Raw genomic sequence first — 13,114 nt, 5'->3', positions numbered from 1 at the left:
CCTTCAAACCAGGGCACTCAGCCATTAAGTCGACGGGCGGCCTTCGGGTCGCCCGTTTCCGTTTTGAGGTCAGCAGCTTGCCGCGCCTGCGAACTATGCAGGCCCTTTCTGGACAGGCATAAGTGCGCTGACTAGAACCCTTTCAGCCCTGCCGGCGCTTGCCGGCCCCATGCTTGAACCAGAGCCAAGATTGCGATGAGCGGCGTCAACGAGATCAGGTCGACCTTCCTCGATTACTTCAAGTCGAACGGCCACGAGGTGGTGCCGTCGAGCCCGCTCGTGCCGCGCAACGACCCGACCTTGATGTTCGCCAATTCCGGCATGGTGCAGTTCAAGAACGTCTTCACCGGCCAGGAGAAGCGCCCCTATGCCCGTGCCACCACGGCGCAGAAATGCGTGCGCGCCGGCGGCAAGCACAACGACCTCGACAATGTCGGCTACACTGCCCGCCACCACACCTTCTTCGAGATGCTGGGGAACTTCTCCTTCGGCGACTATTTCAAGGAACAGGCGATCACCCATGCTTGGACCCTGGTCACGCGCGAATTCGGCCTGCCCAAGGACAAGCTCACCGTCACCGTCTACTCCGAGGACGACGAGGCGCACACGCTCTGGAAGAAGATCGCCGGCCTGCCGGATTCGCGCATCATCCGCATCGCGACCTCGGATAATTTCTGGCGCATGGGCGATGTCGGCCCCTGCGGCCCCTGCTCCGAGATCTTCTACGACCATGGCGACCACATCCCCGGCGGCCCTCCGGGCTCGCCCGACGAGGATGGCGACCGCTTCATCGAGATCTGGAATCTCGTGTTCATGCAGTACGAGGAGGCCGCAGGTGGCATTCGCACCAACCTGCCCCGCCCCTCGATCGACACCGGCATGGGCCTCGAGCGCATCGCCGCCGTGCTCCAGGGCACGCATGACAATTATTCGATCGACCTGTTCGCGGCACTGATCCGTACCATCGCCGATCTCACCAACGTCCCCTCGGACGGGCCGATGAGCGCGAGCCATCGCGTCATCGCCGACCATCTGCGCTGCTCCGCCTTCCTGATCGCCGACGGCGTGCTGCCCTCGAACGAGGGCCGCGGCTATGTGCTGCGCCGGATCATGCGCCGCGGCATGCGCCATGCGCAGCTGCTCGGCGCCAAGGACCCGCTGATGCACAAGCTGGTGCCGGCGCTGGTGCGCGAGATGGGCCAGGCCTATCCCGAACTGCTCCGGGCCGAGGCTCTGATCTCGGAGACGCTGAAGCTGGAGGAGACCCGCTTCCGCACCACGCTGGCGCGCGGCCTCTCGATCCTCGACCAGGAAACGCAGGCACTGGGTTCCGGCGACAAGCTGAAGGGCGACGTCGCCTTCACCCTCTACGACACCTATGGCTTCCCGCTCGACCTGACCCAGGACGCATTGCGCGCCCGCGGCGTCGGCGTCGACATCGAGGGCTTCGATGCGGCGATGGCGCAGCAGAAGGCCAAGGCGCGCGCCGCCTGGGCCGGCACCGGTGAGGCCGCGACCGAGACGCTCTGGTTCCCGCTGCGCGAGCGCGTCGGCGCCACCGAGTTCCTCGGCTACGACACCGAGAGCGCCGAGGGCGTGGTCACCGCACTGGTCAAGGACAATGCCGAGGTCACCTCGCTGACGGAAGGCGAGAGTGGCATCGTCATCCTCAACCAGACGCCGTTCTACGGCGAATCCGGCGGCCAGGTCGGCGACACCGGCACGCTTGTCGGCAACGGCTTCAAGGCCGAGGTCACCGACGTCCAGAAGAAGCTCGGCGACGTCTTCGCCCATCAGGTCAAGGTTGTCTCCGGCACGATCGAGCTCGGCAAGCCGGCCGAGCTGACGGTCGACCATGGCCGGCGCGGCACTATCCGCGCCAACCATTCGGCCACCCACCTGTTGCATGAGGCGCTGCGCCGCGTGCTCGGTGACCATGTCGCGCAGAAGGGCTCGCAGGTTGCTCCCGAGCGCCTGCGCTTCGACTTCAGCCACCCCAAGCCGATCTCGCGCGAGGAGCTGGCCAGGGTCGAGGAGATGGCGAACAAGCTCGTCCTGCAGAACGAGCCGATCACCACCAAGCTGATGTCGGTCGATGATGCGATCGCCTCTGGCGCGCGCGCGCTGTTCGGCGAGAAGTACGGCGACGAGGTCCGCGTGGTGTCGATGGGCACGGATCGCGATGCCGAGACGCCGAAGGCTTTCTCGGTCGAGCTCTGCGGCGGCACCCACGCCAGCCGCACCGGCGATATCGGCCTTGTCACGGTTCTCTCCGAGGCCGGTGTCGCGGCCGGCGTGCGCCGGCTCGAAGCCCTCACCGGCGAGGCGGCGCGTCGCCATCTGCGCGAGGAGAGCGTCGCGCTCGACGAGATGGCCGGCCTGCTAAAGGCACCCGTCGCCGAATTGCCGGCGCGCGTCGCGACCCTGGTCGAGGAGCGCCGCAAGCTCGAGCGCGAGCTCAGCGAGGCCCGCAAGAAGCTCGCCATGGGTGGCGGCGGCGAGGCCAGCGACCCGATCCGCGAGGTCGCCGGCGCCAAGCTGCTGGCCCGTGCCGTCACTGGCGTCGAGATGAAGGACCTGAAGAGCCTGGCGGACGAGGCCAAGGCCCGCGTCGGTTCCGGCGTCGTCGCCATCGTCGGCGTCGCCGAGGACGGCAAGGCCGGCGTCGTCGTCGGCGTCACGCCCGATCTGACCGAGCGCTTCGACGCGGTCGCGCTGGTGCGCGCGGCCTCCGAGCGCCTCGGCGGCAAGGGCGGCGGCGGCCGCCGCGACATGGCCCAGGCCGGCGGCCCGGACGGCACGCAGGCCGAGGCGGCGCTCGAAGCCGTCGCCGCAGCGATGGGCTGACGCGACCATGTCCGCCGCCCCGCAGCCTGGCATGAGCTGGCGGCGGCGGGTACATCTGGTCATTGACCGGGGTGCAGGCGACGATCTCTCTGCCCGGCTCGTCCATGGCGGGCTGGTCGCGCTGATCATCGTCAACATCACGGCGCTGGTGCTGGAATCGGTACCGCGCTTCGCCACCGCCCATGACCGGATTTTCCACGCGATCGAGCTGGTCTCGACCGTGCTGTTCACACTCGAATATGCGGTCCGACTCTGGGTCGCGCCCGAGCATGCGCGCTATCGCGGCATGGGCGACTGGGCGGCGCGGCGGGCGTATGCGCTGTCGCCGCCGGCACTCCTCGACTTCCTCGCCACCGTGCCGCTCTATGCCGCCCTGCTCGGCTATGGCGATCTCAAGATCCTGCTGCTTTTCCGGCTGGTGCGCTTCTTCAAGCTCGGGCGCTATTCGCCCGGCATGGCTTCGCTGGGAGCGGCACTTCATGCCGAGCGCAAGGCGCTCGCCGCCTGCGTCGTCATCCTGATCGGCGTGATGCTGCTCGCGGCGACCGCCATGCACTTCGTCGAGCACGACGTGCAGCCCGACAAGTTCGGCACCATTCCCGACGCGATGTGGTGGGCGATCGTGACGCTGACCACGGTCGGCTATGGCGATGCCTTCCCGGTCAGCCCGCTCGGCAAGCTCGTCGCCTCGCTCACCGCGGTGATGGGTCTCGTCATGCTGGCACTGCCGGTCGGCATCATCGCCACCGCCTTCGCCCAGGAGATCCACCGGCGCGAATTCGTCATCACCTGGAGCATGCTGGCGCGCGTGCCGCTGTTCAGCGGGCTCAACGCTGCCGAGATCGCCGAGATCATGCATGCATTGCGCGCCCAGACCGTGCGTGGCGGCGGCGTGGTGCTGCGTCCGCACGAACCGGCCCACTCGCTCTATTTCGTCGCCAGTGGCGAGGTCGAACTCATCGAGCCCGATGGCAGCCGCCGGCTCGACGAAGGCTGCTATTTCGGCGAGCTCTGCCTGACCGAGCTCGCGGCTGCCCAGGGTGGCATCGCGGCGCATGCCACGGTCGCGACCAAGCTCCTCGTCCTTGATCCTGCCGATTTTCGCCTGCTCATGCTGCGCCACCCGGAACTCGCCGCCCATCTCCATCGACTTGCAGCAGTATGATAGCGACCCGCCGCACGATCCTCGCTCTGCTCCTTGGCGCAGGCAGCCCCGTCATGGCGCAGCAGCCACGGCCGCAGCAGCGCCCACCGCAGGGCCCGAGCCTGTCAGCGCCGCGCACGCTGATGGCCGGCGCCATGGCGACCGTCTTTGTCGGCCGCGCGCCGGCTGGTGCCCGCCTCGCCATCAGCAGGCCGGGCGATCCGCCGGAAGCGGCGATCGTCGCCTCTCCGCTCGGCCAGGTCCCGGCGCTCTCGCTGCCGGCCCCGGGCGAGGTCGGCAGCTTCGAATGGCGCCTGCTTGGCGAGAACGACGGCAAGCCGGTCATCCTGCTGCGCCAGCCGCTGGCGACGACGGCGCCAGCGGCAACGCTCGCTGCCCCCGCCCGGGTCGCGCGCGGCAATCCCCTGCCGGTGCGCGGCATCGGCCCCAATGGCGACCGCGACCGCGTCGTGCTGGTCAAGCCGGATGCGCCAGCCGAGGCGGAAGGGCCGAATTTCTTCCCGGCCGAGAATGTCGAGAGCACGCTGGAGGCGCCGGCCGAGCCTGGGACCTATGAACTGCGCTATGTGATGGACGCACCCCTCACCGGCCCGCGCGTGCTGGCGCGCCGCGAACTCGTGGTGGAGTAGCGCTCAATCATGATCGGGATGCTGACGCGAGCGATATCCCGGCAGTTCCTCCGCCGGAATATCGTCCTCGGTCCGCGTGCCCTCAAGCCGGCATAGCTCGTCGAACCAGGGCGCCCTGCCCTCGACGCCATAGGCATGGCTCGGCGGGAAGGCGGCGGGATCGTCAAGGCTGCCCACCGTGAGCGAGAGCGAGCCCGCGCCGGGATAGCTGAAGCTCAGCGGCGTGCCGCAATCGCGGCAGAAGCCGCGCTCGGCGACGGCCGATGAATGGAAGACGGCAGGCGCCCCGCGCGTCCAGACGACGTTCTCGATGCGCGAGGAGGCGAAGGCGCCGAAATAATTGCCCACGGCCTTCTGGCACATCCGGCAGAAGCAGACCGAGACCTTGTGCGGCGGCTTCAGCAGGCGATAGCGCACCGCGCCGCACTGGCAGCCGCCGGTGAGAGTTGTCGTCTCGGTCATGTCTGCTCCCGGCTGTAGCTGCGGCTGATTCCACCAGGCGGATCGCAGCAAATCTGCCACACAAACTTCATTTGGCCAGTTGTGAATGGCTGTTCATTGCCTCCTGCACGCGCCCGCCTAAGCCTGCATCCACGCTTGGGCTGGGCACTCTCATGATATCCGTCATCACTCCTGCGGTCGCCGGGACATCTCATGCGCGGCTCGCTTCGCGCCTGCTCGCTGGCACGGCGCTCGTCCTGCTCCTGTCTGCCGGCCAGGCGCTCGCCGATGGCGGGCGCGGCGGCGACCGAAGCGGTAACCCCGGCTCCGGCGGCGCTGGCGGCATCGACAACCCGACGGGCGCCGGTGGTGCGGGCGTCAGAGGCCAAGTATCCCCAGGAGGCAATGCGGGCGGCGGCGGCGGCGGCGCCGGCGCTGTCACTGGTGGCGCCGGCGGGCTAGCCGGCTTCGGCAGTCTCAGCGAGGGCCGAGGCGGCGATGGCGGCGTGCATGGTAGCGTCGGCGCCAGCCTGCCTACCGGTTCCAGCTCCGGCAGCAATGGCGGCGACGGCACTTCCGGCGGCCTCTATTCCGGCGGCGGCGGCGGCGCCGGTGGCTATGGCGCCGTGGTCACAGGTGCGGGCACGACGGGAACGGTTTCCGGCACGATCACCGGCGGCAACGGTGGCCATGGCGGCGGTTCTTTTTATGAGGTCGGCGGCTCCGGCGGCTCCGGCGGCATCGGCCTGCTCTTCACCGATGGCAGCGCGGCGCAGACCCTGACCATCGGCGGCACGGTCCTGGGCGGCAATGGCGGCAATGGCGGCTCGCATGTGGCGGACGCTGGCGGCGCTGGCGCCGGCGGCGCCGGCGGCGCTGGCCTGGTCTTCACCAGTGGCGGCGCGACGACGACGCTCATCGTCAACGGCGCGGTTAGTGGCGGAGATGGCAGGCGTGGCGGCACGAATCTGCCTGCTTCCTTTTGTTGCGCCCCCGGCCCCGGCGAGAACGCTCTGGGCGTCGCCGCAGCGGGCGGCGAGGGCATCATCGGTGCCGACCTTTCGATCACCAATAATGGTACGATCATAGGCGGCCTCTCGGGCGACGGCTCGGTGCGGGCCGCGGCGATCCACTTCACCGGCGGCAGCAACAAGCTAACGATGGGCAGCCCCATTGCCACCATCTTCGGCGGCATCGTCATCGACACCGGCACGCTGACCTTCGCCCAGACGATCGATGCCACCATCAGCAGCGTCGTCAGCGGCGGCGGCATCGTGGTCAAGACCGGCGAGGGCACGCTGACGCTGACCGGCGAGAACACCTATACCGGCGGGACGAGGATCGCGGAGGGGGCGATCAGCATCAGTGCGGAAGGCAATCTCGGCGCGACCTCCGGAGCACTGGAGCTGGACGGCGGCATGCTTCAGGTGACCGGTACGACGCTGACCGGGCTGACGCGCACTATCTACCTCGGCAGCAATGGCGGCGGCTTCGATATTGCCGACGCTGCCAATACCTTCACCGTGACGCAATCCTTCTCCGGCTCGGGCAAATTCACCAAGGCCGGTGATGGCACGCTCGTCCTGTCCGGCACCAACAGCTATACCGGCACGACGACGGTCTCGAACGGCATCCTGCGCGCCGGGCAGGCGAATGCATTCTCGCCGGGCTCCGCGGTCACGATCATGTCGGGCGCGACGCTCGACCTTGCCGGCTTCGACCAGACGATCGGCTCGCTCGCCGGTCCCGGCGCGGTCACGCTCGGCTCCGCTACGCTGACCGCGGGCGGCAACAACACCTCGACGACGTTCTTGGGCACGATCTCGGGGACTGGCGGGCTGACCAAGACCGGCAGCGGCACGCTGACGCTGACCGGCACGAACACCTATTCGGGCGCGACCACGGTGTCGGCCGGGACGCTCTACATCGGCGGTTCCGGCGCGATGTCGGCGGCATCCGACTACACGGTCGCCTCGGGCGCGCTACTCCAGGTGAACGACACGCTCGGCACGGTGACGGCGGGTTCGATCGCGGGCGACGGGCAACTGCGGATCGAGAGTGGCTCGACGCTTGAGACGGGCGCGACCAATGCCTCGACCACCTTCAGCGGCATGATCTGGGACTCCGGTAGCCTGCGGAAGGTCGGCACGGGGACGCTCACCCTGACGCAGGAGAACACCTATTCCGGCGGGACGACGATCGCCGGCGGCAAGATCAGCATCTCCAAGGACGTCAATCTCGGCAGCCCCTCCGGGGCTCTGATGCTGGACGGCGGCGTGCTGCAGGTGACGGGGACGGCGCTCCACGAGCTGACCCGCAACATCATCCTCGGCAGCAATGGCGGCGGCTTCGACATCGTCGAGGCCGGCAACAGCTTCATCGTGAGCCAGTCCCTCTCGGGCACGGGCTCGCTCTCCAAGACCGGCGCCGGCACATTGGTGCTCAAGGGCGCCAGCAGCTATTCCGGCACGACCACCGTGTCGGAGGGAACACTGCGGGCCGGCGCCGCCGACGCATTCTCCGCCAATTCGACCTTCACGGTCGGGACGGGCACGACGCTCGATCTCGCCGGCCTCAACCAGACCATCGGCTCGCTCGCCGGCACCGGCACGGTCACGCTCGGCTCGGGCACGCTGACGGCAGGCGCAAACAACAGCTCGACCACCTTCTCCGGCAAGATCACCGGCACGGGCGGCGTCACCAAGACCGGCACGGGGACGCTGACGCTGACGGGCAGCAACACCTACACCGGCGCGACCAAGGTCTCCGGCGGCAAATTGGTGGTCAACGGTTCGCTGGCGAGCAGCGTCACGCTCGATGGCGGCACGCTCGGCGGCTCCGGTACGATCGGCGGCGTCAGCGTCGCCAGCGGCGCGACGGTGGCGCCGGGCAACTCGATCGGGACGCTGACCGTCTCGGGCAACGTCGCCTTCGCCTCGGGCTCGACCTATCAGGTCGAGGTCAACGCGGCCGGACAGAGCGACAGGATCGTGGCCTCCGGCTCAGCGACCATTACTGGCGGCACAGTGCAGGTGCTCGCGGAGAACGGCAATTACGCGGCCGCGACCAGCTACACCATCCTGACCGCCTCGGGCGGGGTGACCGGCAGCTTCAGCAGCGTCACCTCGAACCTCGCCTTCCTGACGCCCTCGCTGAGCTATGGCAGCCAGAACGTGACGCTGACCATGACCCGCAACGACACCGGCTTCGGGCCAGATGGCGGCGGCACCTCGGGCGGCGGCGCCTCTGGCACCTATATCGCACAGACCCGCAACCAGGGCTTCATCGCGATCGCGGCCGAGCGGCTGGGCGTCGGCAACCCGGTCTATGACGCGCTGATCTCAGCGACGGCTGCCGAGGCGCGCGCCGGCTTCGACCTGCTTTCGGGCGAGGCGCATGCGCAGGCGGTCAGCGTGATGATCGACGAGAGCCGGCTGGTACGCGAGACGATCCTCGGCCATCTGCGCGGCCCGCTGCTGACCGCGCCGGGTCAGCAGGTCGCGGGCGCCTTCACTGCCGACCTTCCCGGCCGCAAGGGCGCGATCGTAATGCCCGCCCCGGTGCCGCAGCCGCGCTATGCGCTCTGGGGCACGGCCTTCGGCAGCACCGGCAACACCGACGCCGACGGCAACGCTGCCTCGCTCAGCCGCCGCAGCGGCGGCGCCCTGCTCGGCGCCGATGTCATGCTCTATGACGCGCCGGGCTCCTCGCTGAAGGTCGGCGTCGCCGGCGGCTATAGCCAGTCACGCTTCGATCTCGATGCCCGCCTGTCCTCGGGCAAGCTCGAGAGCGGCCATGCCGCGCTCTATGCCGGTACGCGCTTCGGCAACCTTCGCTTCGACGCCGGTGCGGCTTACACCTGGTCCGAGAGCGACATCCGCCGCCAGGTTCAGATCCGCGGCTTCGGCGATCTGCTGCGCCTGCAGCGGCCGGGCTCGGTGACGCAAGGCTTCGCCGAGCTCGGCTACGCCTTCGCTTTCCAGGGCATTGCGCTCGAACCCTTCGCCCAGCTCGCCCTGATCCGCGTCAGCACAGACGCCGGCACGGAACGCGGCGGGGCGGCGGCCCTGCGCGTGCTCTCCAGCGACCAGACGCTTGGCTTCACCACACTGGGCCTGCGGGCCGAGGCGCAGCTCGGAGCGATGCCACTGTTCGCCCGGGCGATGCTCGGCTGGCGCCACGGTTTTGGCGATCTCACCCCGCAGGCCCGCACCGCCTTTGTCGCCGGCACGACCCCGGCCGCCGTCTTCGCCGCCCCGATCGATCGCGAGGCCCTCGTCGCCGAGGCCGGGCTCGATTGGCGGATATCGCAGGCCACCGCGCTCGGCCTGACCTACTCCGCCGCCATCGGCGAACGCTCCAGAGACCACGCCCTCAAGGGCAGGGTCGAGATGCGGTTCTGAGGAAAAGACCGGCCAGGCTCCGGGAGCCCCCCAGCTCCCCGCCCCCTGCAGCGTAAGAAAAAAGCCCGGCCAATCTGGCCGGGCTTCTGCGTTCTACGAACGAGGCTTCAGGCCGCTTACGCGGCCATCGCCTTGCGCAGGTTGTCGCTGACCTTGTCGAGGAAACCGGTGGTCGAGAGGAACTTCTGGTCGGGGCCGACCAGCAGCGCCAGGTCCTTGGTCATGTCGCCGGCCTCGACCGTGTCGACTGTGACCTTCTCGAGCAGGGTCGCGAACTTGGCGAGCTCGGCATTGTTGTCGAGCTTGGCGCGGTGGGCGAGACCACGCGTCCAGGCGAAGATCGAGGCGATCGAGTTGGTCGAGGTCTCCTTGCCCTTCTGGTGCTCGCGGTAGTGGCGGGTCACCGTGCCGTGCGCGGCCTCGGCCTCGACGGTCTTGCCGTCCGGCGTCATCAGCACCGAGGTCATCAGGCCGAGCGAGCCGAAGCCCTGCGCCACCGTGTCCGACTGCACGTCGCCGTCGTAGTTCTTGCAGGCCCAGACATAGCCACCCGACCACTTCATCGCCGACGCCACCATGTCGTCGATCAGGCGGTGCTCATAGGTGATGCCGAGCTTGTCGAACTCCGCCTTGAACTCGGCGTCGAAGATCTCCTGGAAGATGTCCTTGAAGCGCCCGTCATAGGTCTTGAGGATGGTGTTCTTGGTCGAGAGATAGACCGGGTACTTACGCATCAGGCCGTAATTCAGCGAGGCCCGGGCGAAATCGCGGATCGAATCGTCGAGATTGTACATCGCCATGGCGACACCGGCGTCGGGGGCCTTGAAGACCTCCTTCTCGATGACATTGCCGTCCTCGCCGACGAACTTGATCGAGAGCATGCCCTTGCCGGGGAACTTGAAGTCGGTGGCGCGATACTGGTCGCCATAGGCATGGCGGCCGATGACGATCGGCTGGGTCCAGCCGGGAACCAGGCGCGGCACGTTCTTGCAGATGATCGGCTCGCGGAAGATCACGCCGCCGAGGATGTTGCGGATCGTGCCGTTGGGGCTCTTCCACATCGACTTGAGATTGAACTCCTTCACGCGCGCCTCGTCCGGCGTGATGGTGGCGCACTTGACCGCGACGCCATGCTTCTTGGTGGCGTTGGCGGCGTCGATCGTGACCTGATCGTCGGTCGCGTCGCGGTTCTGGACCGAGAGGTCGAAATAATCGAGCTCGAGGTCGAGATACGGGAAGATCAGCTTGTCCTTGATGTGCTGCCAGATGATGCGGGTCATCTCGTCGCCGTCCATGTCGACGACCGGGTTGGCGACCTTGATCTTGCTCATGTGATGCGACCCCTGCTCTGGTCAGTCTGGAACGATTGCAGGCAATAGCTTGACGCTACCGCCGGCCCGCGCGCTTCCTAGCGGGTTCCGGCCGCAGGGGGAAGCCGGCCTTTTGGGCAACGCGTGGCCGCAGGACGATGGCTCCGACTTCGCCGACGCAGGGCGCCCCGCCCTGCAACGCAGTTGGCAATGCTGCGAACCGATTTAGATTGGAGCCATGACAAGCTCCTCCTCCCCCTTCGCCCTCGTCACCGGCGGCACCCGCGGCATCGGCGCCGGCGCCGCACTTGCTCTCGCCGAGGCCGGCTACCAGGTCCTCGCCACCGGCCTCACCGACGACGAGGTCGCGGCGACGCCTGCCCACGCATCGATCCGCCATGCCCGGCTCGACGTCACCAGCGATGCGCAGGTCGCGGCGATCGTCGCCGGCTGCGAACGTATCGACGCGCTGGTCAACTGCGCCGGCATGATCCAGCGCGGCGGCAAGGAATTCGAGATCGAGGCCTTCCGTCTCACCGTCGAAGTCAACCTCACCGGCTCGATGCGCATGTGCCTGGCGGCGAAGGACAAGCTCGCAGAGGCCAAGGGCGCAATCGTCAACACCGCCTCGATGCTGACCTTCCACGGCTCGGCCTATGCGCCGGGCTATGCCGCCTCCAAGGGCGGCGTCGGCCAGCTCACCAAGTCGCTCGCAGCCGCCTGGGCGCCGGACGGCATTCGCGTCAATGCGGTTGCGCCCGGCTGGATCGCGACCGAACTGACCAGGCCGCTTGTCGAAGACGCCGCCCGCTCCGCCCCGATCCTGTCGCGCACGCCGATGAACCGCTGGGGCGAGCCGGGCGATGTCGGCGGCGCGGTGCTGTTCCTGCTCTCGGATGCCGCGCGCTTCATCACCGGCACGATCCTGCCGGTCGACGGCGGCTATCTCGCCGTCTGAAAGACGTAAGAAACATCAGCAACCTGGCGGCGTTTCCTGAATCGATCGCCCAGCCAGCTGAATCAGAAGCTCAACCGGAGGAACGTCGATGAACAAGGTCAGCCCGGTCCCCGTCCAGGTCAGCACAGAGGAGCGCTGGACGCCCTATCGGCATCCGCAGCCGAAGGATTCCCCGCCCGAGCTGATCGTGCCGAACGTCATCCCGGAGGATGAGCGCGTCTGGGTGCCGGTCGATGACAATGTCTGGTTCCGGCCGCTATGTCTGTCGGTGACGCGCGGCTACTGGATGAACCTGCTGCGCGTGCGCCGCGCCGGCGTGCTCTCGCGCCACCGCCATCCCCAGCCCGTCCATGGTTATGTGCTGAAGGGCAAATGGCGCTATCTCGAACATGATTGGGTCGCGACCGAGGGCTCCTATGTCTACGAGGCGCCCGGCGAGACCCATACGCTGGTGGTCGATCCCGATGTCGAGGAGATGATCACCATGTTCCAGGTCAATGGCGCGATGATCTATGTCGACCCGGACGGCAAATGCCTCGGCTATGACGACGTCTTCACCCGGCTCGACAAGTGCCGGGCCCATTACGCCACCAACGGTCTCGGAGCTGACTACGCCGACCAGTTCATCCGTTGATCAGCGCCCGAGCTTCGCCAGCTCGACCGCAGCGCGCAATTCGATATGGGCCAGGACCTCGTCGAGGCGCGGATCGTCTGTCGCCTCGCGCCGTACCGACAGCATCGCCTTCAGCCGCTCGAGTTCGGCCGGCGAGACGCGCCCGGAAAGCAGGGCAGCCTTGAGCCGGTCCAGCCCGTCGAGCAGGTCATGGCCGCGCCGGGCCTGGCGTCGCTTGCGCTCCTGCCCGTCCTCCTCGGCCTGAACCGCGAGCAGTCCGTCGAGCGAGCCGGCATGGCTGACGGCCGCGCCCTGTGCTGCGCCAGCGCTCTCGCGCGCCGGCAGGCGGAAGTTCGAGCCACCGGTCGTGCCGCTGCGACTGGTCGACGTGGTCGAGGATATCGGGCTGCGCTGGTCGATGCGGATCATCACGCTCTCGCAAGGTCGGCCTGAAAAGGCGCTGCACGAACGTCAGAGCCGGATCCGATCAGATTGAAGCAATCTGATCGGTGAATCCGTCTCTCACTATTTAGTTAGAGACCGTTTTATCCGTTCGGCTTGCAGTGCAAGCCGAACGGAACGGGCTCTAGCCGACCCAATTCCTTGTGCCGGCAACGTGGTTAACGAGCAGTAAACCGCCCGGCAGGATTTGCCGGGGGCGGCAGCTTTGCACCGGCCGCCAGTCCCTGAGCGATCAGGCCATCCATCTCTAAAATCCTGATTAAAAAGCGTTTTCGCTTTCTCCCGA

General features: G+C 67.8%; 9 protein-coding genes. 6 read left to right on the top strand and 3 right to left on the bottom strand.

Annotation, left to right across the window (positions count from 1 at the left end; genetic code table 11):
* Positions 1 to 195: 195 nt before the first annotated feature.
* From alaS to VGV58_RS28525, 3 genes are read left to right on the top strand one after another with little or no spacing between them, the layout of a single operon-like run.
* Positions 196 to 2,847, top strand: a complete 2,652-nt coding sequence (gene alaS, locus VGV58_RS28535; protein ID WP_326877455.1) for an alanine--tRNA ligase — start codon at positions 196 to 198, stop codon at positions 2,845 to 2,847.
* Positions 2,848 to 2,854: 7 nt separating this feature from the next.
* The gene (locus VGV58_RS28530) at positions 2,855 to 4,012 is read left to right on the top strand and encodes a cyclic nucleotide-gated ion channel (RefSeq protein ID WP_326877454.1); all 1,158 of its coding nucleotides are present in this window, start codon (positions 2,855 to 2,857) and stop codon (positions 4,010 to 4,012) included.
* A 53-nt stretch (positions 4,013 to 4,065) separates the two neighbouring features.
* On the top strand, positions 4,066 to 4,641 hold the full coding sequence (locus tag VGV58_RS28525) for a hypothetical protein (protein ID WP_326877453.1): 576 nt from the start codon (positions 4,066 to 4,068) through the stop codon (positions 4,639 to 4,641).
* 3 nt (positions 4,642 to 4,644) lie between these two features.
* Here VGV58_RS28525 and VGV58_RS28520 read toward each other — a convergent pair whose 3' ends face one another.
* Positions 4,645 to 5,103, bottom strand: coding sequence for a GFA family protein (locus VGV58_RS28520; RefSeq protein ID WP_326877452.1), 459 nt, complete (start codon positions 5,101 to 5,103; stop codon positions 4,645 to 4,647).
* 152 nt (positions 5,104 to 5,255) lie between these two features.
* Between VGV58_RS28520 and VGV58_RS28515 the strand changes: the two genes are divergently transcribed.
* The gene (locus VGV58_RS28515; protein ID WP_326877451.1) at positions 5,256 to 9,485 is read left to right on the top strand and encodes an autotransporter domain-containing protein; all 4,230 of its coding nucleotides are present in this window, start codon (positions 5,256 to 5,258) and stop codon (positions 9,483 to 9,485) included.
* A 116-nt stretch (positions 9,486 to 9,601) separates the two neighbouring features.
* On the opposite strand, the gene VGV58_RS28510 is transcribed toward VGV58_RS28515, so the two are convergent.
* The gene (locus tag VGV58_RS28510; RefSeq protein ID WP_326877450.1) at positions 9,602 to 10,816 is read right to left on the bottom strand and encodes an NADP-dependent isocitrate dehydrogenase; all 1,215 of its coding nucleotides are present in this window, start codon (positions 10,814 to 10,816) and stop codon (positions 9,602 to 9,604) included.
* A gap of 217 nt (positions 10,817 to 11,033) precedes the next feature.
* Here VGV58_RS28510 and VGV58_RS28505 point away from each other — a divergent pair, with 217 nt between their 5' ends.
* Both VGV58_RS28505 and VGV58_RS28500 read left to right on the top strand, forming a co-directional pair.
* Positions 11,034 to 11,753, top strand: a complete 720-nt coding sequence (locus VGV58_RS28505) for an SDR family NAD(P)-dependent oxidoreductase (protein WP_326877449.1) — start codon at positions 11,034 to 11,036, stop codon at positions 11,751 to 11,753.
* An 88-nt stretch (positions 11,754 to 11,841) separates the two neighbouring features.
* Positions 11,842 to 12,387, top strand: a complete 546-nt coding sequence (locus tag VGV58_RS28500) for a 2,4'-dihydroxyacetophenone dioxygenase family protein (protein ID WP_326877448.1) — start codon at positions 11,842 to 11,844, stop codon at positions 12,385 to 12,387.
* Here the strand turns inward: VGV58_RS28500 and VGV58_RS28495 are convergent, their stop codons facing one another.
* A complete protein-coding gene (locus tag VGV58_RS28495) occupies positions 12,388 to 12,795 on the bottom strand; it encodes a flagellar assembly protein FliX (RefSeq protein WP_326877447.1) in 408 nt (135 codons plus the stop codon).
* Positions 12,796 to 13,114 lie beyond the last annotated feature (319 nt).

It is taken from the genome of Allobosea sp., from assembly GCF_035944895.1.
In the GTDB taxonomy this organism is placed as follows: domain Bacteria; phylum Pseudomonadota; class Alphaproteobacteria; order Rhizobiales; family Beijerinckiaceae; genus Allobosea.
The sequence above is the reverse complement of the archived record's forward strand: the minus strand, read 5'-3'. Positions and strand labels throughout refer to the sequence as shown.

Excerpts from the sequence above, each read along its gene's own strand:
- alaS (WP_326877455.1), top strand. The coding sequence starts at position 196 with ATGAGCGGCGTCAACGAGATCAGGTCGACCTTCCTCGATTACTTCAAG.
- VGV58_RS28500 (WP_326877448.1), top strand. The coding sequence starts at position 11,842 with ATGAACAAGGTCAGCCCGGTCCCCGTCCAGGTCAGCACAGAGGAGCGC.
- VGV58_RS28525 (WP_326877453.1), top strand. The coding sequence starts at position 4,066 with ATGGCGCAGCAGCCACGGCCGCAGCAGCGCCCACCGCAGGGCCCGAGC.
- VGV58_RS28505 (WP_326877449.1), top strand. The coding sequence starts at position 11,034 with ATGACAAGCTCCTCCTCCCCCTTCGCCCTCGTCACCGGCGGCACCCGC.
- VGV58_RS28510 (WP_326877450.1), bottom strand. The coding sequence starts at position 10,816 with ATGAGCAAGATCAAGGTCGCCAACCCGGTCGTCGACATGGACGGCGAC.
- VGV58_RS28495 (WP_326877447.1), bottom strand. The coding sequence starts at position 12,795 with ATGATCCGCATCGACCAGCGCAGCCCGATATCCTCGACCACGTCGACC.
- VGV58_RS28520 (WP_326877452.1), bottom strand. The coding sequence starts at position 5,103 with ATGACCGAGACGACAACTCTCACCGGCGGCTGCCAGTGCGGCGCGGTG.
- VGV58_RS28515 (WP_326877451.1), top strand. The coding sequence starts at position 5,256 with ATGATATCCGTCATCACTCCTGCGGTCGCCGGGACATCTCATGCGCGG.
- VGV58_RS28530 (WP_326877454.1), top strand. The coding sequence starts at position 2,855 with ATGTCCGCCGCCCCGCAGCCTGGCATGAGCTGGCGGCGGCGGGTACAT.